Genomic DNA, 20971 nt, shown 5'->3' on the forward strand with positions numbered 1-20971 from the left:
AGTTTAAGATTTACCTAAGCAAAGCGAAAGGTAAATCATCCTTCACTGTACTCTGTCATCTGTCATCTGCTCCATAAATTGTTTTCCCACATGTAAAGATTATAATATGTTTTTCTTTTATATTGCAATAACTATTTAAGTATAAAAAGCCATTTTTTTGTTAAAACTTATACTAGGGAGTGGTTTATATGTTAAGTAAAACAATATTTGATTGTGAGGATAAAAATTCTATATTTAAGATACGAGATTGCTTAAGCAGTGAAATACTGGAAGTAATGAAGCAAAATAGAGATTTAATTATTTTATGTATAGGAACTGATCGTTCCACTGGAGATAGTCTTGGACCATTGGTAGGCGATAAACTAAAATTTTTTTTAAGAAATAAAATTAATATTCTTGGTAATCTTGAAAACCCAATTCATGCTAAAAACATATGCAAAACTATGAAAAAAATTAAATCCACATATTCAAATCCTTATATAATAGCCATTGATGCTTCTTTAGGAAACGTGCAAAATGTAGGAAATGTCATAATTGAAAGCAAACCTATTTTCCCTGGTTCGGCTATGAATAAAGATTTACCTCCAGTTGGTGATTTAAGTATAACTGGAATAGTTAATGTATCTGGTGCTCTAGAATTTATGGTTCTTCAAAACACTCGATTATGCACCGTTATGCATCTTGCTGATATAATTTCAAGCGGCTTATACCATTCAATTATAAAAACCATTGGGAGTAACAATTTAACCTTATCTAAAAATGCAACCTTAGAAGATTTATTTGAAGGTTGATATAGTAACTTAATTTACAATAGAATAAAAATTAAGAGCAGAAAATAGTCTGAAGCTTGTACTCTTGTGTCATTAACCTTGAGGTATAAAATTTTCTGCTCTATCAGAAAATTAATCTTCATTCTATTATCTGCTCTTAGGTAGCTTAAAAAAATTAATAAGTCCAAGTTGAGAGATAGTCTTGTGTAATACAAGAAACTGTAACTCGTTAATACTGTTTGTCTTAGCGTGTTATAGTGACGAAGTATTACGCAAAAATATCCTAAAGTTGGACTTGTTATTTTATTTAAGGTGCCTTATTTATTTTTGAGTTGCTTCTTTCAAAACCTGATTTTCCTCATCAGATAAATCATATCTTGATAAACCTTTATTTATTGGTTTCGCATAAGTAAGGCTTTCATTTCTTCCATATATGCTAGTTATAATAACACCATCATAATTATCATCCAAAAGTGCTACTGAAAAGCTCAAATCACTTCCAACATCATCGAATGCTTTATATCTAACTATAGAAACATTTTGAATACACTTACTTACCCTTTCATCAATATCATTATATATTTTCTTAACTTCTTTTGATTCTTCCCTTGCCTCATCTATCTTATCCAAATAACTCATTATTAGTTTTTCTAAATTTTCATTTTCAACGCCACGCATAAGTTTTCTATATCTTGCTTCTACCTTGCTAAGTGAGTGCATATTTGAAATTACAAGTATAAATAATATAATTACTATAACTACTAAAGCCATAATTACATATGTACTTATACTGTTGAATATTTGTAAAAAATCTTGCATGTTCTTATTCGTCCTTTCCATTTTTTAAATAAATGTTTCACGTGAAACATTTATTTAAAGCTTTAATATATCAATTATTCTCTGTAAATCTTCATTAGAATAATATTCAATTTCTATTTTACCTTTATTCTTACCAGTTTTCAATGCAACTTTAGTACCAAAGTAATTTTCTAGCCTATCCTTTATTTCATTTACGTATTGGTTATTATTTTCCTTAGTTTCATCTACATTAGTGATAGACTTTTGCTTTGAAAGGCTCTTAATTAACTTTTCCGTATCTCTTACACTCAAGTCTTCATCTATTATCGTTTGTGATAATTTATATTGAGAATTTTTGTCTTGTACAGAAAGTAATACTCTTCCATGACCTTCAGATATAACTCCATCAATTAAATATTCTTGTACTCTTTCATCTAAGTTTAATAATCTCATGCAATTTGTAATTACAACTCTAGATTTACCAATCCTTTTACTTAATTGTTCCTGTGTAAGATTAAAATCATCCAAAAGTCTTCTATATGCTTTAGCTTCTTCTATAGGATTTAAATCTTCCCTTTGGATATTCTCAATCAAAGATATCTCCAATAAGTCCTTTTCTGTGGCATCTATAATAACCGCTGGTACTTCAGTCAATCCTATGCTTTTTGCAGCTCTCCATCTTCTTTCTCCAGCTACAATTACATACACGTCATTTTCCTTTTTTAAAATTAGCGGTTGTATAACTCCGTGTTCCCTTATTGATTCAGCTAATTGAGCAATCTTCTTTTCATCAAAATATTCACGTGGTTGCTTCTTATTAGGCTTAATTAAATTTAATGCTATTTTTTCTACTGAGTCTTTTCTTTCCTCTTCGTCTATATTGTTATCTTGAATTAATGCACTTAACCCTCTTCCTAATCCACCTTTTTTATTCACTAGTTACACTCCTTTTTTGCCTAATTAAGAATTCATCTGTTAAGCTAGAATAGCACTCTGCACCCTTGCATTTATTATCATAAAGTGCTATTGGTAATCCATAGCTAGGCGATTCTGCTAATCTAATATTTCTTGGTATTGTTGCGTTATATAAATTGTCCTTAAAATACTTTTTAACTTCTTCGGCAACTTCATTTGAAAGTTTCATTCTATTATCATACATTGTAAGTACTACACCCTCAATTTCTAGCTTTCGATTTAAAGATTTTTTAACAAGTTGTATTGTATTTACAAGTTGTCCAACTCCCTCAAGTGCATAAAATTCTGTTTGAATTGGGATTAAAACACTTGCAGATGCAACTAACGCATTAACAGTTATCAAACCAAGTGATGGTGGACAATCAATAAATATAAAATCATACTTTTCTTTTATGTTATTGATTTTGTTTTTTAATATTACTTCTCTATTTTCAATTTTTATTAATTCAACTTCGGCACCAGCAAGTTCTATTGTTGACGGTGCTATATATAAATTTTTTATAAGTTGACACTCTTGTACCACATTTTCTATGCTTTCATCATTTGTTAATACATCATACATTGAGCTTTTTAGGATATTCTTATCGATTCCCAATCCACTTGTAGTGTTTCCTTGGGGATCAATATCTATAGTTAGAACCTTGTACCCCTTAATTGCTAAATATGTACATAAGTTTATATTCGTTGTTGTCTTACCTACACCACCCTTTTGGTTGAAAATACTTATTACCTTCATACTAATCACCGCCATATCCGTATTTGACTAATTTTTTTTAATTCACAATGAATTATGCTTTACATATTTCGGATTGTTTATCTACTTATATTATAATATTATATTAGTATTTTATAAATATATTATTCTTCGATTTTTATGAATATTTTTTAACATCACTACTTTTTTATGCCAATTACACTTTTTAATAGTTTTTTGGATAATATAAAAAAGTTAAAATGTTTCACGTGAAACATTTTAACTTTTAAAAAACATATTATTTTTTAGCAATTACTACTGTTACTTCAATAGTATCATCAAGTTCTTTCGATCTATATTTAGCATCAATGCCGTATTTATCAAACACTTGTTTTATTGTATTAACATATATTTTAGGACTAAAAATACCCTTTATTCTCTTTTTACCATCCTTGCCTATATTGTTTTTATCATTATTAGCTTTTTCTAATTTATTCTGTATAAGTTCTTCTGTCTTTTTTACGTTTAAATTTTTATTTATAACAGTCTTAATTACACTAATTTGACTTTTTTCATCTGGCAACTTTAGCATAGCCCTAGCATGTCTCTCTGTTAACTTATTTTTTAATAGAGTTTTTCTTACATCATCGCTCAACTTTAGTAATCTTAACTTGTTTGCAATTGTTGATTGCTTTTTCCCTACATTTTCTGCAAGCTGTTCTTGAGTATATCCATGTTCCTTTATCAAATTATAATATGCTTCTGCTTCTTCTATATAATTTAAATCTTCTCTTTGTAAATTTTCCAATAACGCAATTGCAGCAGATTCATTATCACTAATATGTACAACTATTGCAGGAACTTCTTTTAATCCAGCAATTTTTGCAGCCTTAAGCCTTCTCTCACCAGCAACAAGTTCATATTTTTCTTCCGAAACTTTTCTAACTGATATAGGCTGAATTATACCATATGTTTTTATTGATTGTGCTAATTCTTTTAAAGCCTCTTCATTAAAATATTTCCTAGGTTGATATGCATTTGAATATATATTGTCAGTTGAAATATATGAAATATCATTCATAATAAAAATCCATCCCTTTAATACTAATTATTATTTCATGTTTATCTTATTGGTTTCTTTGATACAACACCAGCACGCCTTGGATATTGCTTAGGTGTTTTTTTTACCTTTTTTACTATTACTAAATTATGATTTAAATTATCATCTTCAAATTTCACTTTTATAACTTTTTCAAGTTTTCCACCTAACATTCCTATTGCTTTTTTTGCCTCTTTTAATTCGTCGTCAACAGAAGGTCCTTTTAGTGCAACAAAATATCCATTTACCTTTACAAAAGGTAGACAAAATTCGCTTAAAACGGACATATTAGCAACAGCCCTAGATACAGCAACATCAAAAGTTTCTCTATAGCTTAAATCACTTCCAAAGTCCTCTGCCCTACCATGAACTGCTTTTATATTTTCTAGATGAAGTTCCTTTATAACTTCATTTAAAAAATTAATTCTTTTTTGAAGTGAATCAAAAAGAACGACCTCACTATTATCATTCATTATTTTTATTGGAATTCCCGGAAGCCCTGCACCAGTCCCAACATCAATTACTTTAATATCTTTTTTTAAAGGTTCGAAATTGAATACTTTTATTGAGTCAATAAAATGTTTAATAACTATTTCCCTATCTTCTGTAATAGCAGTAAGGTTTAATTTATTGTTCCATTCTTTCATTAAGTCCTTGTACTTAATAAATTTATCATACTTATTCTCTTCTAGCTGTAAACCAATACTCTCACATTCTTTTTCTATCATATCAAAATACTGCATGTTTTTCCTCCACTTTTTAGAGATAAATAATTATTTTCTTGAATACTGTTCCATATATATCATAAGAACCGATATATCAGATGGTGAAACACCGGATATCCTTGATGCCTGCCCCAAGTTAACTGGTCTAGCTTTAGTTAACTTTTGTATAGCCTCTGTTCTTAAATTTTTAATTTTACTATAATCTATATCCTCAGGTATAATTCTCTTTTCAAATTTTTTAAATTGCTCTATTTGTTCAAGCTGTTTTTCTATATATCCTTCATATTTAACCATTATATTTACTTCTTCTATTACATCATCCGAAAGCTCTAACCTTCCATTGTCTAAACTCCCTACTATATTATAATCAATTTCTGGTCTTTTAATCAATTCATATAAAGTAATAGGTTTTTTTAAAGTTGTGGATCCTAAATCTTCAAGAAAATCATTAACTTCCTTTTTATTTGTAATTTGAACATTTTTTAATCTTTCTATTTCATTTAATATGTTATTCTTTCTAGAAATAAACTTGCTATATCTCTCTTCATTAACAAGTCCTATTTTATGTCCTATCTCCGTAAGTCTAAGGTCTGCATTATCTTGTCTTAAAATCAACCTATATTCAGCTCTAGATGTCATCATTCTGTATGGCTCATTTGTTCCCTTAGTAACTAAATCATCTATAAGTACACCAATATATGCATCAGCTCTACTTAAAATTAATGGTTCTTCATTTTTAACCTTTAATGCCGCATTAATACCTGCCATAATTCCTTGAGATGCTGCTTCCTCATATCCTGAACTTCCATTAAATTGTCCAGCACCAAATAAGCCACTAATCTCCTTAAACTCCAATGAAAGTTTTAATTGAGTTGGATCAACTGAATCATATTCAATTGCATATGCAGTTTTAAGAATTTCCACGTTTTCAAGTCCTGGTACTGTTTTTAACATTTTTAACTGTATTTCTTCTGGAAGAGAACTTGACATACCTCCAACATAAAGCTCACTTGTATCTTCACCTTCTGGTTCTATAAAAATTTGGTGCTGAGTTTTATCTGGAAATCTCATTACTTTGTCTTCTATAGATGGGCAATATCTAGGTCCAACACTTTTTATAGTTCCATTATAAAGAGGTGATCTACCAATATTAGCTCTAATAACATCATGTGTTTCATTATTTGTATATGTTAAATAACATGATATTTGGTTTTTTTCAAGTTTATCATTCATAAATGAAAATGGAACTATCTTTTTATCTCCAGGTTGCTCAATCATTTTTGAGAAATCAACACTTCTTTTATTTATTCTTGCTGGAGTACCAGTTTTAAATCTTCTAAGTTTTATACCATATTTTATTAACGATTCGCTCAATTCATTAGCAGGAAATAATCCATCTGGTCCACCACTATAATTTACTTCACCAATAATTATTCTTGCTTTCAAATATGTTCCTGTTGCAAGCACTACTGTTTTAGCTTCAAAATATGCACCATTTTTAGTAAGCACACCTTTTACTTTTCCGTCTTCTATATCTATTTCAACTACTTCTATTTGTCTTAGGTATAAATTATCCTGTCTTTCAATTACTTTTCTCATGACTTCAGAATATCTTGTTTTATCAGCTTGTGCTCTTAATGAATGAACTGCAGGTCCCTTTGATAAATTTAGCATTCTTGACTGAATAAATGTCTTATCTATATTTACTCCCATTTCGCCACCAAGAGCATCTATTTCTTTTACTAAATGCCCCTTAGCAGTTCCCCCTACATTAGGATTGCATGGCATCTTTGCAACGCTTTCTAAATTCATTGTGCAAATAAGAGTTTTACATCCCATCCTTGCTGCAGCAAGCCCAGCTTCACATCCAGCATGACCTGCTCCTATTACTACAACATCATAATTATCTGAAAAATATTTTATCATATTCTCACCTATTTTCCTAAACAAAAGTTTTCAAATATCTTATCTATTAAATCTTCTTTTAACGTTTCTCCAGTAATTTCTCCAAGACTCATCCATGCATCTCTTAAATCAATAGACGCTAAATCTATAGCTGATGTATTTCTTAATGCATTTTCCGCAGAAACACATGAATTTTTAGCTTTAATTAAAGCTTCCTTATGTCTAGAATTAGTAATTATAAATTCATTAGGGTTTATTTCTCCTTTAAAGAATAATTCCTTAATTGATTCTTTAAGTTTATCTAATCCCATTCCGGTTTTTGTTGAAAATTTTATTATATTATCTAATTCCAGCTTTTTTAATTGCTCTTCATCTATTTTACTATTTAAATCGCATTTATTTAATAATAAAATAGCTTTTTTGTTTTTAATTTCATTAATTATTTCGATATCCTCATTTTCAAGTTCGTGACTTGAATCTATCATAAAAATAATTAAATCGGCCTCATTTATTTTTTCTTTTGAACGCATAACACCCATTTTTTCAACAACATCTTCAGTTTCCCTTATTCCTGCTGTATCAATTATCTTTATTGGTATACCAGATATATTTATATATTCTTCAATTATATCTCTTGTAGTTCCTGGTATATCAGTAACTATTGCTCTATTTTCACTTAATAATGTATTTAATAGTGATGATTTTCCAACATTCGGCTTACCTATGATAACTGTATTTAATCCTTCTCGCAAAATTTTACCTTCATCAGCTGTTTCTAATAAGCCTTTAATTTCTTTAAGCATACTTTCTATATCATTACAAACTTTATCACTAGTAGCCTCTTCTAAATCATCTTCTGGATAATCTACAGTTGCCTCTATATGTGCTATCATCTCCAACAGTTTATCTCTAAGTCTCATTATTTCCCTAGAAATTCTTCCTTTTGACTGCTCAACTGCGGATTTCATGCTTAATTCAGTTTTTGAATTTATAATATCCATTACTGCTTCAGCTTGAGTTAAATCTATTCTGCCATTTAAAAATGCTCTTTTTGAAAACTCACCTGGTTCTGCAATTCTCGCACCAGCTTTTAGTACTTCCTCTAAAACAGCCTTTGTTGGATATATTCCACCATGACAATTTATTTCAACTACATCTTCTGCCGTAAAACTTTTTGGTCCTTTCATATAACTTACAATTACTTCATCAATTGCTTTTCTATCACTTAATCCTACTATGGTTCCATATCTCATAGTATAAGTTTTCATATCCATTATACCTTTTTTGTCTTTACCTACAAATATTTTATCTACTAATTTTAATGCTTTATCTCCAGATACTCTTATTATAGAAATTCCACTATTTCCAAGTGCTGTAGATATAGCTGCTATGGTATCAAACTCTTTCAACAACATTATTACCTCCTTCCATATTTAAAAACTCCATAAAATAAAAACCAGTCACTTAATTAAAAAGAAAGCCTAAAAAGGCTTTCTTTTTCACGATTTTAGGACTTTTTTAAATCAACTATAACTCTTCTATAAGGTTCGTCACCTTGACTATAAGTCGTAATCTTTTCATCATTTTGTAATTCAGAATGAATTATTCTTCTTTCATAAGGATTCATAGGTTCTAATGCTACTGATTTCCTATCAATTTTAACCTTATGTGCAATCCTGTTTGCCAATCTCCTTAGAGTTTCCTCTCTTCTACCCCTATAATTTTCGGTATCAATTAGAACTCTTTTATATTGACCATCATTTCCTTTATTTATAGCTAAGCCGACAAGATATTGAATAGAATCTAAAGTTTCGCCTCTATATCCTATTAATATTCCCATATTAGCACCTGATAAATTTATATTTAAACAATTATTTACTTCCTTAATCCTTATTTCAACTATTAAACCCATATTAGTAAATATACTTTTCAAAAAGTCTCTAGCCTCTGAAATATAATCCTTCTTTAAAGTAACTTTAACTTTAGCTTCCCTTTTTCCAATTATACTTAATATGCCTTTGCTTCCCTCGTCTATAATTTCTATATTAACCTTTTCCTTAGTTGTATTTAAATTATTTAAGGCATTATTAATAGCTTCATCTACATTTTTTCCTGTAGATTCAATGCTTTTCATACTTTAACATACCCCCCATAAAATAATTATACTATATTATTTTTTTCTTCTAGATTTTTTGTTTACTACTTCATCACTCTTTATTACTTTATCTACAGCATTTTCAGTTATAATGTTATTTTTTTGTTCCTTTGATTCAACTAAAACCATAATAGTCTTTGTTTGAATCATCTGGAATAAGTTACTTACAACCCAATATAAAACTAATGCTGCACTAAGATTCCAACTCATAAATAATAAGAAAATTGACATTCCTATATTCATTGTAGTGGTCTGCTTAACCTGAGCCGGATCAGCGTTCTTAGGCATTAAAACTATACCTGAAAGATATGTAGTAGCTGCTGAAAGGATAGGTAAAATAACAGTTGATATATCATTAAAACTTGCATGCCCATTTAAATTTTTAATCCATAAAAAACTTACATTCTCTAAATGCAAAGTGAAAAATACATAATATAAGGCTGCAAGTACAGGCCATTGAATAAGCATTGGAAGGCATCCACCGAACATACTTACATTATTTTCTTTATATAACTTCATAGTTTCTTGTTGTAACTTTTGAGGATCATTTTTGTATTTTTTTTGCAATTCTTTAACAAGTGGCTGCATTTTAGTCATACCAACATTGGATTTTATTGCTTTAACATTAAGCGGAATTAATACTATCTTTATTAATATTGTAACTATTATGATTGCTATTCCATATGAATAATTCTTGTTTGGAATAACGCTAAAAACACCATTGTTTATACTATTAAAAAATTGAACAAAAATTTTGTTCAAAAATTCTATTTTCATTAAAACGAAAACCTCCTAATGTTTATTTAACGGGGTCATATCCTCCCTTAGAAAAAGGATTACATCTTAGTATTCTCCATAAAGCCATAATAATGCCTCTTATAGCCCCATATTTTTCTATAGCGTCAATAGCATACTGTGAACATGTAGGATAATACTTACAAACATGATTTCCTCTAACATATAAAAAGGAAAACATACCTCTAGCTATTGGAGAATTTGAAATTTTTCTATAAGCTTTTATAAGATTAATTAGAATTTTTTTCATCATTAATAATTAAGCCTGCCTTATTAAATAAATCCAGAAGTGAGCTGTCAACTTCTTTATATTCTCTATTATTACAAGCAGTTCTTGCTATAATAACAAAATCATAACCAATTTTAAACTTATGATTATTTAAACGGTAGCTTTCACTGATTAATCTTTTAACTCTACTTCTAATTACACTTTTTCCTACTTTTTTACTAACAGATATTCCAATTCTACTTATTTCTTTATTTAAATTATTTCTATACAAATATAATACCAATAATCTATTTGAAAAAGATTTTCCTCTTCTATAAACTTTTCTGAATTCAGCATTTTTCTTTATTCCATTTTTCTTCATTAAAATTAATAGCTCCTTAAATTGCAGAAAAAGGCCACAAAAGCGGCCCTTTATGCTGTCAATCTTTTTCTTCCTTTATTTCTTCTGCTCTTAAGAACTTTTCTTCCAGATAAAGTACTCATTCTCTTTCTGAAACCATGTTCTCTTTTTCTTTGTTTCTTTTTAGGTTGATATGTCATAAACATTTTACTACACCCCCTTTGAAAGTATAATTCTAACCTATTATATAGAAATACAATATTCTGATATTAGAGTTTTACCTTATAATTATATATTCACCTCTATTCAATGTCAAGAAAAAGGATTTTGTTAATAATTTTTCACACATAATAAATTTTTTTGTGGATAACTTCTTGAATAGCTTATCTCGTTCTGTTATTATTATGAATGAGTTGTTAATAACTTTTAAAATTTAAAGTTATGCACAGACTGTGTATAACTCTGTTGATAACTTGTTTTTTTTTCTTATTTTTTACATAGACATTAATATTTTTGTACATAATAAGCTATTTTATTCAATGTTTTTTATGTTGATAAGTTTTTTTTTGACTTTGTTTATATCTTTATTATAAAAAATAATCTTAACAAAATTATGCACATGTGAATATTTTATATTATTATTGTCAACAACTTTTACTGTAATATATTTTTGTTTATATCTTTGTTGATAACAAGTTATTAAAAAAAATCATTAAAAAAAAGTTTAAAAAAATTAGACTGGAGGATATACTATGGAGACCCAACTGAAAACATTATGGGAAAAAGCTCTAAATATAATAAAAGGAGAATTGACAGAAGTTAGCTTCAACACATGGATAAAAAGTATTACTCCTATATCTATAAATAAAGATAGTATACGCTTTGGTGTACCTAATCAATTTACTAAAGAAATTCTTGAAAATAGATATAAAGATCTCATAATTAATTCATTAAAAATCATTACTACTAAAAAATATGAGTTAACATTTTCTATTCTGTCAGAAGAAACTATTGAATTAGAAGAACAACATAACATTAATGAAGTTAACAATCAAAATAATTTAAATAATGGCGACGATACTTCAAATATGTTGAATCCAAAATACAAATTTGATTCATTTGTCATAGGCAACAGTAACCGCTTTGCCCATGCTGCTTGTCTTGCAGTTGCAGAATCTCCAGCAAAAGCATACAATCCTTTATTCATATATGGAGGCGTGGGACTTGGAAAAACTCACTTAATGCATGCTATTGGACACTATATACTTGAAAATAATCCAAAAGCCAAAGTAGTTTATGTTTCATCAGAAAAATTTACAAATGAACTAGTAAATTCAATAAAAGATGATAAAAATGTGGAATTTAGGACAAAATATAGAAATGTAGATGTTCTTTTAATCGATGATGTACAATTTATTGCTGGTAAAGAACGTACTCAAGAAGAATTTTTTCATACTTTTAATGAGCTTCATGAAAACAATAAACAAATAATTCTCTCCAGTGATAGACCACCTAAAGAAATCCCTACTCTTGAAGATAGGTTACGTTCCAGATTTGAATGGGGTTTAATTGCCGATATACAACCACCAGATTTTGAAACAAGAATAGCTATACTTAAAAAGAAGGCTGATGTAGAAAATTTAGATATTCCAAATGAAGTAATGGTGTACATAGCTACTAATATAAAATCAAATATACGAGAACTGGAAGGTGCACTTATAAGAATAGTAGCATTCTCGTCTTTAACAAATAAAGAAATAAGTATTGATCTAGCATCTGAAGCCTTAAAAGATATAATTTCAAACAAACAAAATAAACAAATAACAATAAACCTAATTCAAGACGTAGTTGCAAGTTATTTTAATATAAAAATAGATGATTTTAAATCTGCAAGACGTACTAGAAATATAACTTATCCAAGGCAAATTGCAATGTATCTATGCAGAAAATTAACAGATATGTCTTTACCTCGAATAGGCGAAGAATTTGGTGGAAGAGATCACACCACAGTTATCCACGCATATGAAAAAATTTCAGGAGCCTTAAAACAAGATGATGAATTAAAATATACAATAAATGAAATAACAAAAAGATTTTCTCAAAAATAAAATTAAAGCTGGCTTATTATTGCTGTTTAATTTAAATGTACTTTTAAGGAAACCACTTTAATAACAGTTGTTTATTATTTATTATGAATAACTTGTGGATATTTTTATATTTTACTTTGCGTGTTAATTATGTTGATAACGTTGAGTACTTATTAATAACTTATCCACAGTTATTTTTTTACTGAAATTCTTTATTTTCAACAGCTTCATAAGTTATCAACAAATCCACAGCCCCTACTACTATTACTATTATATTAAAATATTATCTAATCTATTTATATATATTTTGTGTTTGTTAATAAAGGAGGTTATAAAATGAAATTTACATGTGAAAAAAACAAATTACAAGAAGCTATATCAATAGCACAAAAAGCTGTTACAGGAAAATCGACAATGCCTATATTACAAGGAATTCTTTTAAATGCTGAAAAGGATATGTTAACATTAATCGGATCAGATATAGATTTAAGTATAGAAACAAAGGTTAATGTTAATATAGAAGAAAGCGGTAAAGTAGTAGTTGATGCAAAATTATTTGGAGAAATTATAAGAAAACTACCTAACTCCATAGTAGAAATTAAAACTGTTGATAATAATTGTATAGAAATAACATGCAACAAAAGTAAATTTACATTAGTTCACCTTGATTCTGAAGACTTTCCGAGTTTACCTGAAATAAATGAGGATAAGATTTTTGTTATAGATCAAAAAAAATTAAAAAATATGATAAAGGGAACAATATTTGCTATAGCTCAAGATGAAACAAGACCAATACTTACAGGAGTTTTATTTGAAGCCAAAGAAAAAAAGCTTAACTTAGTCGCAATAGATGGATACAGATTAGCTATGAGAAGTGAACTTGTGGATAATGAAGAAACTATTAGTGCAGTAATACCTGGAAAAACACTAAATGAAGTAGTAAAGATATTAGAAGATGAAGGAGATGTTAACATTACCTTTACACCTAATCATATTTTATTTAATTTAGGTTTTACTAAAATAATATCAAGGTTACTTGAAGGTGAATTTATAAAATATAGTTCTATAATTCCAGAAGAATTTAATTTAAAAGTCGTAACTAAAAAAGAAGAATTACTAGAAGCAATAGAAAGAGCATCCTTGGTAGCTAAGGACGGAAATACAAATCTTATAAAATTGAACATTGAAGATGATATAATGCTTATAACATCTAATTCTCAATTGGGAAACGTAAGAGAAGAAATAAATATAATTTTGCAAGGACAGCCAATACAAATTGCATTTAACTCAAAATATTTAATTGATGTACTTAAAATAATGGATGGAGAAGAAATTGTAATGGATTTTTCAAGTAGCATAAGTCCATGTATATTGAAAAATAAAGAAAACAACAATAGCATTTATTTAGTATTGCCAGTAAGATTAGCAAACAGCTAAAATTTAAATAATTAGGAGGAATGCACAATTAAGTAATGATTGTGTTATTTGCTATGAAAGAAATAAGTATAAATAGTGAGTTTATAAAATTGGATTCTTTTCTAAAATGGTGTGGTGCAGCTACACTTGGCTCGGAAGCTAAAATTTATATTTTAGAAGGAAACGTAAAGGTTAATGATGAAATAGAAACTAGAAGAGGCAAAAAGCTATATAAGGGAGACACCGTTGAGTTTGAAGGCGAGATATATAAAATTATATAGCGGTAAACCTAAATTTAATACTTTATGATATAATATAGGTGTTATTATGTATATAAAAAACTTGAAGTTGGTTAATTTTAGAAATTATGATATGCTGAATGTTGAGTTTAATAGCAAGGTTAATATTTTAACTGGGAATAATGCTCAGGGAAAGACGAATATTCTTGAAAGCATTTATTACTGCAGTCTTGCAAAATCTCATCGAACTAGTAAAGATAAAGAACTTATAAAATGGGATAAGGAAGATTCATATATTAGTCTTTATGTATGCAAGGAACGTATCGATAAAAAAATAGAAATAAAAATTTTCAAGAGCGGAAAAAAAGGTGTAAATGTTAATTCTATAAAATTAAAAAAAGTCTCGGAGCTTTTTGGAATTTTTAATGTTGTTATGTTTGCACCAGAGGATTTAAAAATAGTTAAAGATTCACCTAGCTATAGAAGACGTTTTTTAGATATAGAACTATCGAGATTAAATCCTAAGTATTATTATCAGCTTGTTCAATATCACAAGGTTTTAGATCAAAGAAATATTTCACTTAAAAATAAAAAATTATTTGAAAGTGGTATTATCGATGTGTATGATAGGCAATTGAGTAATCTAGGAGCATACATAATAAAACAAAGAGAAAGTTATTTAAAAGAGTTAAATTCAAAGGGAAAAATAATTCATTTTGATATAACTGATAAAAAAGAAGAAATAGAATTTGAGTACATTACCAGTGTGGAAAATATTCAAAATGTTTCAGAAGAATTATATAATAGGCTAGTGAAAAATAGGCAAAAAGATAGCGAAAAGGGAAATACTTCTATTGGTCCGCATAGAGATGATTTTAGTATAAAGATAAATAAAATTGATACAAGAAGCTTTGGATCTCAAGGACAGCAAAGGACAGCTATTTTAACTATAAAGTTTGCATCAATGGAAATAATAAAAAGCCTTACTGGGGATTCGCCAGTACTTTTACTTGATGATGTTCTATCAGAGTTAGACATTAATAGGCAAAAGTATATATTAAATTCTCTAAATGGAATACAAACGTTAATTACATGTACTGGTATAGAAGATATAAAAAGTTATATAAATAAAGATTTCAAGATTTTTAAGATATCAAATGGTAGTATAATCGAGTCTAATGAGTTTTAAGGAGGCCTTTTTATGTTTTTGCATTTGGGGGAGAATGTGGTTGTGCCTATAAAAGATATAATAGGTATTTTCGATATTGAAACGACTATGTATAGTGCGGATACAAGTCAATTTTTAAGAATGGCGGAAGAGGATGGATTTGTGCAAAGGATAACAAAGGAACCACCAAAATCATTTGTTATTGCTGAGGTAGATAAGAAAAGTAAAATATTTTTATCTCCAATCTCATCATCAACTCTAAGTAAAAGATCGCAAACAGTTTATTTAGAGCCATAAAAATTTATAATCTAGGAGGAAATACATGTCCAAGAATAATGAAGTATATGATGAAAGTCAAATACAGGTACTTGAGGGCCTTGAAGCTGTTAGAAAAAGACCTGGTATGTATATAGGTAGTACTAGTAGCAGAGGATTACATCATCTAGTATATGAAATTGTTGATAACAGTATTGATGAGGCATTAGCTGGTTTCTGTAAAAATATAAATGTTATGATACATAAAGATAATTCAATAACTGTATGGGACGATGGAAGAGGTATGCCAGTTGGTATTCACCATAAAATGAATAAACCTACAGTTGAAGTAATAATGACAGTACTTCATGCAGGTGGAAAATTTGGTGGCGGAGCATATAAAGTATCTGGAGGACTTCATGGTGTTGGAGCATCTGTTGTTAACGCACTCTCGGAGGTATGTGAAGTTGAGGTTAAATCTGAAGGACACATATGGAAACAAACTTATCACAGAGGAAAAGTTGCATCACCTTTTGAAAAGATAGGGGATAGCGATGAGCATGGAACAAAAACTTATTTTAAGCCAGATCCTGAAATATTCGAGGATACAGTATATGATTACGATACATTAGTTCAAAGACTTAGGGAATTAGCATTTTTAAATAAAGGCATAAAAATAAATATAACAGATGAAAGAACGGATAAGTCCGAGACCTTGCATTATGAAGGTGGAATAAAATCATTTGTAACTTATTTGAATAGAAATAAGGAACCTATATTTCCTGAACCTATCTACGTAGAAGGTAGAAAGGATGATGAATGTTCAGTTGAAGTCGCACTTCAATATAATGATGGATACACAGAAAATATATTTGCGTTTGCAAACAATATAGATACTATTGAAGGCGGAACACATTTAGCAGGATTTAAGTCAGCACTCACAAGGGTGTTTAATGATTATGCAAAAAAATTTGGATTTATAAAGGACAGTGACAAAAACTTATCAGGAGACGATGTTAGAGAGGGACTTACAGCTGTAATATCTGTAAAACTTACTGATCCTCAATTTGAAGGTCAAACTAAAACCAAACTTGGAAATAGTGAGGTTCGTGGAATTGTTGACAGTATAGTATCTGAAAAAGTAAGTACTTTCCTTGAAGAAAATCCACAAGTAGGTAAGCTTATAATAGATAAATCAATGGTAGCAGCAAGAGCAAGAGATGCCGCTAAAAAAGCAAGGGAACTTACGAGAAGAAAGTCAGTACTTGAAAGTACATCACTTCCAGGAAAATTAGCAGATTGTGCTTCTAGAAATCCAGAAGAATGTGAAGTGTACTTAGTAGAGGGGGACTCTGCCGGTGGTTCTGCAAAGCAAGGCAGAAATAGAAACTTCCAAGCAATACTTCCATTGAAGGGTAAAATCATGAATGTTGAAAAACAAAGAATTGATAAAATACTTAGTTCAGAGGAAATAAAAGCTATGATAACTGCATTTGGTGGCGGAATAGGTAAGGATTTTGATACATCTAAACTTAGATATCATAGAATTATAATAATGACCGATGCCGATGTAGATGGTGCTCATATTAGAACACTTATTTTAACGTTCTTCTATAGATACATGAAAAAGTTAGTTGAAGAAGGTCATGTATATATAGCACAACCTCCTCTATATAAAGTTGCTAAAGGCAAAAAAGAATACTATGCGTATGATGATGATGAACTTCAAGAAGTCTTGAATACTGTTGGAGGAAAAGATACAAATACAAACATTCAAAGATACAAAGGTCTTGGAGAAATGGATGCTGAGCAATTATGGGATACAACAATGAATCCAGAAAAGAGAATTTTAAGAAAAGTAAATGTTGAAGATGCAATGGAAGCTGATGAAGTATTTACAATTCTCATGGGAGATAAAGTAGCACCAAGAAGGCAGTTTATACAAGAAAATGCTTCAAAAGTTGAAAACTGGGATATTTAATTTTTTTAAAGTGAATTTATTAGAAGTCATCGAAATTTTAGATGAACCAATGCCCACTAAGATTTTATTAATTTGATACATTAAAAAGAGGTGTAAGAATGCAAAACGAAGGCAAGGTTTTACCCGTAGAGATAAGTAAAGAAATGAAAAGTTGCTATATAGATTATGCAATGAGTGTTATTGCTAGTCGTGCTCTTCCTGATGTAAGGGATGGACTAAAGCCGGTACATAGAAGAATTTTATATTCCATGTATGACTTAGGGATAACACCTGATAAAGGATATAGAAAGTGCGCAAGAATTGTAGGAGATGTTTTAGGTAAGTACCATCCACATGGAGATTCATCTGTTTATGATGCCTTAGTAAGAATGGCGCAAAATTTTAACCTTAGATATACTCTTGTAGATGGTCATGGAAACTTTGGATCTGTTGATGGAGATTCTGCGGCTGCAATGAGATATACTGAAGCAAGGCTTCAAAAAATTGCACTAGAAATGGTAAGAGATATTCATAAAAATACTGTTGATTTTGTACCTAACTTTGATGGTGAGGAACAAGAGCCTTCAGTACTCCCATCTAGATTCCCTAACCTTCTTGTAAGTGGTTCTGTTGGTATAGCAGTAGGTATGGCAACAAATATACCACCACATAATTTAGGTGAAGTTATTGATGGAATTGTTGAGCTCATTGATAAACCAGATGTTAATATTTTAGATTTAATAACTAAAATAAAAGGACCGGATTTTCCAACAGGTGGTACAATTATTGGAAAGTCAGGAATAAGAGAAGCTTATGAAACTGGTAGAGGAAAAATTACTGTAAGAGCTAAATCTGAAATTGAAGAAGACAAAAATGGAAAACAAAGAATTATAGTAAATGAGATACCATACCAAGTAAACAAGGCAAGATTAATCGAAAATATTGCAGATCTTGTTAAGGATAAAAGGATAACAGGAATAAGTGATCTTAGAGATGAATCTGATAGAGATGGTATGAGAATTGTAATTGAAATTAAAAGAGATGCAAATGCTAATATCGTTTTAAATCAACTATATAAACATACAAGACTTCAAGATACATGTGGAGTAAATATGTTAGCTTTGGTTGATAATAAGCCACAAACACTTAACTTAAAGCAAATTCTTGAATATTATATAGATTTCCAAAAAGAAGTCATAAGAAGAAGAACTAAATTTGACCTTGATAAAGCTTTAGCTAGAGCTCATATTTTAGAAGGATTAATAATTGCACTTGATCATATAGATGAGGTTATAAAATTAATAAGATCATCTAAAACTGGTCAAGAAGCTAAAGATGGTCTTATGAGCAGATTTGGTCTATCTGATAAGCAAGCTCAAGCTATTCTTGATATGAGACTTCAAAGATTAACAGGTTTAGAAAGAGAAAAAATAGATCAAGAATACAGTGAAATAATGGCTACTATTGAAAGATTGCAAGCAATTTTAGCAGATGATGCTAAAGTTTTAAATATAATAAAAGAAGAACTTATAGATATAAAAACAAAGTACGGTGATGAAAGAAGAACAAGTATAGAAAAGGCAGAAAATGAAATAGATTATGAGGATCTTATAGAAGAAAAGGATGTTGTTATAACCCTTACTCATGCAGGATATATAAAGAGAATAAATGCTGATACTTATACAGCTCAAAGAAGAGGTGGAAAGGGTATTCAAGCAATGTCAACGAAGGAAGATGACTTTGCTGAGCAGATATTTGTAACATCTACCCATAATCATATTTTATTCTTTAGCAATCAAGGAAGAGTTTATAGAATTAAGGGATATGAGATTCCAGAGTCAGGAAGAACTGCAAAGGGAACTAACTTAATAAACTTACTTGAGCTTAATCCTGGAGAAAAAATACAGGCAGTTATTGCGTTAAAGGAATTTGAGGAAGATAAGTTCCTAGTAATGTGCACAAAGAACGGAATAATAAAGAAAACAGCCTTAAATTTATATGGAAATATAAGAAAAAGTGGTTTAATTGCTATAAACCTTAACGAAGATGATGAATTAGTTTCTGTTAGAAGAACTGATGGAAGTAATCATATCATAATTGCAACAAGAAATGGAATTGCAATAAGATTCGATGAGGGAGATGCAAGGCCACTTGGAAGAAGTGCATTTGGAGTAAAAGGTATATCTCTAAATAATGATGATTTTGTTGTTGGAATGGAAGTAGTTGATGAAACACAAACTGTATTAGTTGTAAGTGAAAATGGTTTTGGTAAAAAGACACCTATATCAGAATACAAGTGCCAACATAGAGGTGGAAAAGGTCTTATAACTTACAAGGTAACTGAAAAGACAGGACCGCTTGTTGGTGCTAGGATGGTTAAAGAAACCGATGAAATTATGCTTATTAACAATAAGGACATAGCAATAAGAATAAATGTATCTGATATATCTGTTACAGGTAGAAATGCCATGGGAGTTACTCTTATGAGAAACTCTGAAGATGAGAAAGTTCTAGCTATGGCTAAAATTAATGCAGATGATACACAAGAAACTATAGAAGAAATTTCAGAAGAAATTAGTATACCAGAAGTAGAAGAAGATAATGTAGATCAAAACAATACAGAAGAATAAGATAAAAAAGAAATGCAAGTAAAGGCGTATAGTTTTTACTTGCATTTTTTTTATGTATAAACCGCTTGAAAATTAGAAATACTAAGTTTATCTTGGCAGCAAAGTTTTTAAATTCACAGTTCACGATGCACAATTCACAATGAAGGATGATTTTCTGTAGCAAAGCTACGGAAAATCTTAAATTTAATTTTTTTATTGCTTTCGCAATAGCACCATAAATGGTGCTAAGCGAAGCTTATAACATTTAAATTTAAGATTTACCTGACAAAAGGAAGGCAAATCAACCTTCATTGAGCATTGTGAACTGTGAATTGTGAATTGAAAATATTAGCATAGGGATGCATTTGGTATTTACAATTTCCATGTTTAAGGTTGTATATATTAGAGATTAATAAGTTGAAGCATGTAAACTATGCCTAGAGTATCTATATGAGAAAAACATAGTAATATGATAAAATAATAAGTAAAAATGATTTAATTTATTTAGAATGTAATTAACGTAATATTATAGAATAATAAATATGTTATTATATTAAACGTCGCAAGTGAGCGACAACAAATCACAATCAAATCTTGAAAAACGAAATTTTAAAACAAATTAAAAAAAGTAGTTGACAAGATGAAATGAAAGTGATAAGATATAAAAGCTGTCAGATGACAGCACATTGAACTTTGAAAATTAAACAGAGATAGAATTAAGTAAACCAGCAATTCTTTTGAATAGAATTTAT

Annotated in this window: 20 protein-coding genes; 8 read left to right on the top strand and 12 right to left on the bottom strand. The window is 29.3% G+C overall.

The genetic code is table 11. The features are described 5' to 3' along the window. Positions 1–188: 188 nt before the first annotated feature. Positions 189–791: a spore protease YyaC gene (yyaC, locus tag CUEA01_RS03755; RefSeq protein ID WP_234118400.1), complete on the top strand. Its 603-nt coding sequence runs from the start codon at positions 189–191 to the stop codon at positions 789–791. Between the two features lie 300 nt (positions 792–1091). Here the strand turns inward: yyaC and CUEA01_RS03760 are convergent, their stop codons facing one another. The 12 genes from CUEA01_RS03760 to rpmH all read right to left on the bottom strand — a co-directional run bounded on the left by CUEA01_RS03760 (position 1092) and on the right by rpmH (position 10691). Beyond that, the gene (locus tag CUEA01_RS03760; protein WP_234122115.1) at positions 1092–1589 is read right to left on the bottom strand and encodes a DUF4446 family protein; all 498 of its coding nucleotides are present in this window, start codon (positions 1587–1589) and stop codon (positions 1092–1094) included. Positions 1590–1643: 54 nt separating this feature from the next. Further along, positions 1644–2504: a ParB/RepB/Spo0J family partition protein gene (locus tag CUEA01_RS03765; RefSeq protein WP_234118403.1), complete on the bottom strand. Its 861-nt coding sequence runs from the start codon at positions 2502–2504 to the stop codon at positions 1644–1646. After that, positions 2497–3279 carry a ParA family protein gene (locus CUEA01_RS03770; RefSeq protein WP_234118405.1) on the bottom strand — a complete coding sequence of 261 codons (783 nt, stop codon included), beginning with the start codon at positions 3277–3279 and terminating at the stop codon, positions 2497–2499. Before CUEA01_RS03770 ends, CUEA01_RS03765 begins: the two co-directional genes overlap by 8 nt. A 256-nt stretch (positions 3280–3535) precedes the next feature. Continuing rightward, the gene (gene noc, locus CUEA01_RS03775; RefSeq protein WP_234122116.1) at positions 3536–4321 is read right to left on the bottom strand and encodes a nucleoid occlusion protein; all 786 of its coding nucleotides are present in this window, start codon (positions 4319–4321) and stop codon (positions 3536–3538) included. A gap of 38 nt (positions 4322–4359) precedes the next feature. Continuing rightward, positions 4360–5079, bottom strand: coding sequence for a 16S rRNA (guanine(527)-N(7))-methyltransferase RsmG (rsmG, locus tag CUEA01_RS03780; protein ID WP_234118411.1), 720 nt, complete (start codon positions 5077–5079; stop codon positions 4360–4362). Between the two features lie 30 nt (positions 5080–5109). Beyond that, entirely contained in the window at positions 5110–6987 is a 1878-nt protein-coding gene (gene mnmG, locus CUEA01_RS03785; protein ID WP_234118412.1) for a tRNA uridine-5-carboxymethylaminomethyl(34) synthesis enzyme MnmG, read from the bottom strand. Between the two features lie 8 nt (positions 6988–6995). Then, positions 6996–8375 (bottom strand): tRNA uridine-5-carboxymethylaminomethyl(34) synthesis GTPase MnmE, encoded by a 1380-nt coding sequence (mnmE, locus tag CUEA01_RS03790; protein ID WP_234122117.1) that lies wholly within the window; start codon positions 8373–8375, stop codon positions 6996–6998. A gap of 98 nt (positions 8376–8473) precedes the next feature. Further along, positions 8474–9100, bottom strand: coding sequence for an RNA-binding cell elongation regulator Jag/EloR (jag, locus tag CUEA01_RS03795; protein ID WP_234118413.1), 627 nt, complete (start codon positions 9098–9100; stop codon positions 8474–8476). Between the two features lie 36 nt (positions 9101–9136). Beyond that, the gene (gene yidC, locus CUEA01_RS03800; RefSeq protein WP_234118418.1) at positions 9137–9898 is read right to left on the bottom strand and encodes a membrane protein insertase YidC; all 762 of its coding nucleotides are present in this window, start codon (positions 9896–9898) and stop codon (positions 9137–9139) included. Between the two features lie 22 nt (positions 9899–9920). Further along, positions 9921–10169, bottom strand: a complete 249-nt coding sequence (yidD, locus tag CUEA01_RS03805) for a membrane protein insertion efficiency factor YidD (protein WP_234118420.1) — start codon at positions 10167–10169, stop codon at positions 9921–9923. Beyond that, positions 10147–10506, bottom strand: coding sequence for a ribonuclease P protein component (rnpA, locus tag CUEA01_RS03810; RefSeq protein WP_234118422.1), 360 nt, complete (start codon positions 10504–10506; stop codon positions 10147–10149). The genes yidD and rnpA overlap by 23 nt, the downstream gene beginning before the upstream one ends. Before the next feature lie 50 nt (positions 10507–10556). Further along, the gene (gene rpmH, locus CUEA01_RS03815; protein WP_234118424.1) at positions 10557–10691 is read right to left on the bottom strand and encodes a 50S ribosomal protein L34; all 135 of its coding nucleotides are present in this window, start codon (positions 10689–10691) and stop codon (positions 10557–10559) included. Positions 10692–11237: 546 nt separating this feature from the next. On the opposite strand from rpmH, the gene dnaA reads away from it, so the two are divergent. From dnaA to gyrA, 7 genes are all read left to right on the top strand, one after another. Further along, positions 11238–12593 carry a chromosomal replication initiator protein DnaA gene (gene dnaA, locus CUEA01_RS03820; RefSeq protein ID WP_234118433.1) on the top strand — a complete coding sequence of 452 codons (1356 nt, stop codon included), beginning with the start codon at positions 11238–11240 and terminating at the stop codon, positions 12591–12593. Positions 12594–12908: 315 nt separating this feature from the next. Further along, complete coding sequence (gene dnaN / locus CUEA01_RS03825; RefSeq protein WP_234118447.1) at positions 12909–14009, top strand: DNA polymerase III subunit beta; 1101 nt, start codon at positions 12909–12911, stop codon at positions 14007–14009. 53 nt (positions 14010–14062) lie between these two features. Then, complete coding sequence (gene yaaA / locus CUEA01_RS03830) at positions 14063–14269, top strand: S4 domain-containing protein YaaA (protein ID WP_234118449.1); 207 nt, start codon at positions 14063–14065, stop codon at positions 14267–14269. A gap of 46 nt (positions 14270–14315) precedes the next feature. Then, positions 14316–15416: a DNA replication/repair protein RecF gene (recF, locus tag CUEA01_RS03835; RefSeq protein WP_234118457.1), complete on the top strand. Its 1101-nt coding sequence runs from the start codon at positions 14316–14318 to the stop codon at positions 15414–15416. Positions 15417–15428: 12 nt separating this feature from the next. Next, positions 15429–15692, top strand: coding sequence for an extracellular matrix regulator RemB (gene remB, locus CUEA01_RS03840; RefSeq protein ID WP_234118459.1), 264 nt, complete (start codon positions 15429–15431; stop codon positions 15690–15692). A gap of 25 nt (positions 15693–15717) precedes the next feature. Continuing rightward, on the top strand, positions 15718–17631 hold the full coding sequence (gene gyrB, locus CUEA01_RS03845; protein WP_234118461.1) for a DNA topoisomerase (ATP-hydrolyzing) subunit B: 1914 nt from the start codon (positions 15718–15720) through the stop codon (positions 17629–17631). A 98-nt stretch (positions 17632–17729) separates the two neighbouring features. Beyond that, on the top strand, positions 17730–20240 hold the full coding sequence (gyrA, locus tag CUEA01_RS03850; RefSeq protein WP_234118463.1) for a DNA gyrase subunit A: 2511 nt from the start codon (positions 17730–17732) through the stop codon (positions 20238–20240). Positions 20241–20971: the final 731 nt, after the last annotated feature.

Origin of the sequence: Clostridium hydrogenum (genome assembly GCF_021432385.1) — a bacterium.
Lineage (GTDB): Bacteria > Bacillota > Clostridia > Clostridiales > Clostridiaceae > Clostridium_S > Clostridium_S hydrogenum.

Excerpts from the sequence above, each read along its gene's own strand:
- yidC (WP_234118418.1), bottom strand. The coding sequence starts at position 9,898 with ATGAAAATAGAATTTTTGAACAAAATTTTTGTTCAATTTTTTAATAGT.
- remB (WP_234118459.1), top strand. The coding sequence starts at position 15,429 with ATGTTTTTGCATTTGGGGGAGAATGTGGTTGTGCCTATAAAAGATATA.
- rsmG (WP_234118411.1), bottom strand. The coding sequence starts at position 5,079 with ATGCAGTATTTTGATATGATAGAAAAAGAATGTGAGAGTATTGGTTTA.
- dnaA (WP_234118433.1), top strand. The coding sequence starts at position 11,238 with ATGGAGACCCAACTGAAAACATTATGGGAAAAAGCTCTAAATATAATA.
- CUEA01_RS03760 (WP_234122115.1), bottom strand. The coding sequence starts at position 1,589 with ATGCAAGATTTTTTACAAATATTCAACAGTATAAGTACATATGTAATT.
- yyaC (WP_234118400.1), top strand. The coding sequence starts at position 189 with ATGTTAAGTAAAACAATATTTGATTGTGAGGATAAAAATTCTATATTT.
- yidD (WP_234118420.1), bottom strand. The coding sequence starts at position 10,169 with ATGATGAAAAAAATTCTAATTAATCTTATAAAAGCTTATAGAAAAATT.
- mnmG (WP_234118412.1), bottom strand. The coding sequence starts at position 6,987 with ATGATAAAATATTTTTCAGATAATTATGATGTTGTAGTAATAGGAGCA.
- recF (WP_234118457.1), top strand. The coding sequence starts at position 14,316 with ATGTATATAAAAAACTTGAAGTTGGTTAATTTTAGAAATTATGATATG.
- rpmH (WP_234118424.1), bottom strand. The coding sequence starts at position 10,691 with ATGTTTATGACATATCAACCTAAAAAGAAACAAAGAAAAAGAGAACAT.
- yaaA (WP_234118449.1), top strand. The coding sequence starts at position 14,063 with ATGAAAGAAATAAGTATAAATAGTGAGTTTATAAAATTGGATTCTTTT.
- rnpA (WP_234118422.1), bottom strand. The coding sequence starts at position 10,506 with ATGAAGAAAAATGGAATAAAGAAAAATGCTGAATTCAGAAAAGTTTAT.
- CUEA01_RS03770 (WP_234118405.1), bottom strand. The coding sequence starts at position 3,279 with ATGAAGGTAATAAGTATTTTCAACCAAAAGGGTGGTGTAGGTAAGACA.
- gyrA (WP_234118463.1), top strand. The coding sequence starts at position 17,730 with ATGCAAAACGAAGGCAAGGTTTTACCCGTAGAGATAAGTAAAGAAATG.
- jag (WP_234118413.1), bottom strand. The coding sequence starts at position 9,100 with ATGAAAAGCATTGAATCTACAGGAAAAAATGTAGATGAAGCTATTAAT.
- gyrB (WP_234118461.1), top strand. The coding sequence starts at position 15,718 with ATGTCCAAGAATAATGAAGTATATGATGAAAGTCAAATACAGGTACTT.
- dnaN (WP_234118447.1), top strand. The coding sequence starts at position 12,909 with ATGAAATTTACATGTGAAAAAAACAAATTACAAGAAGCTATATCAATA.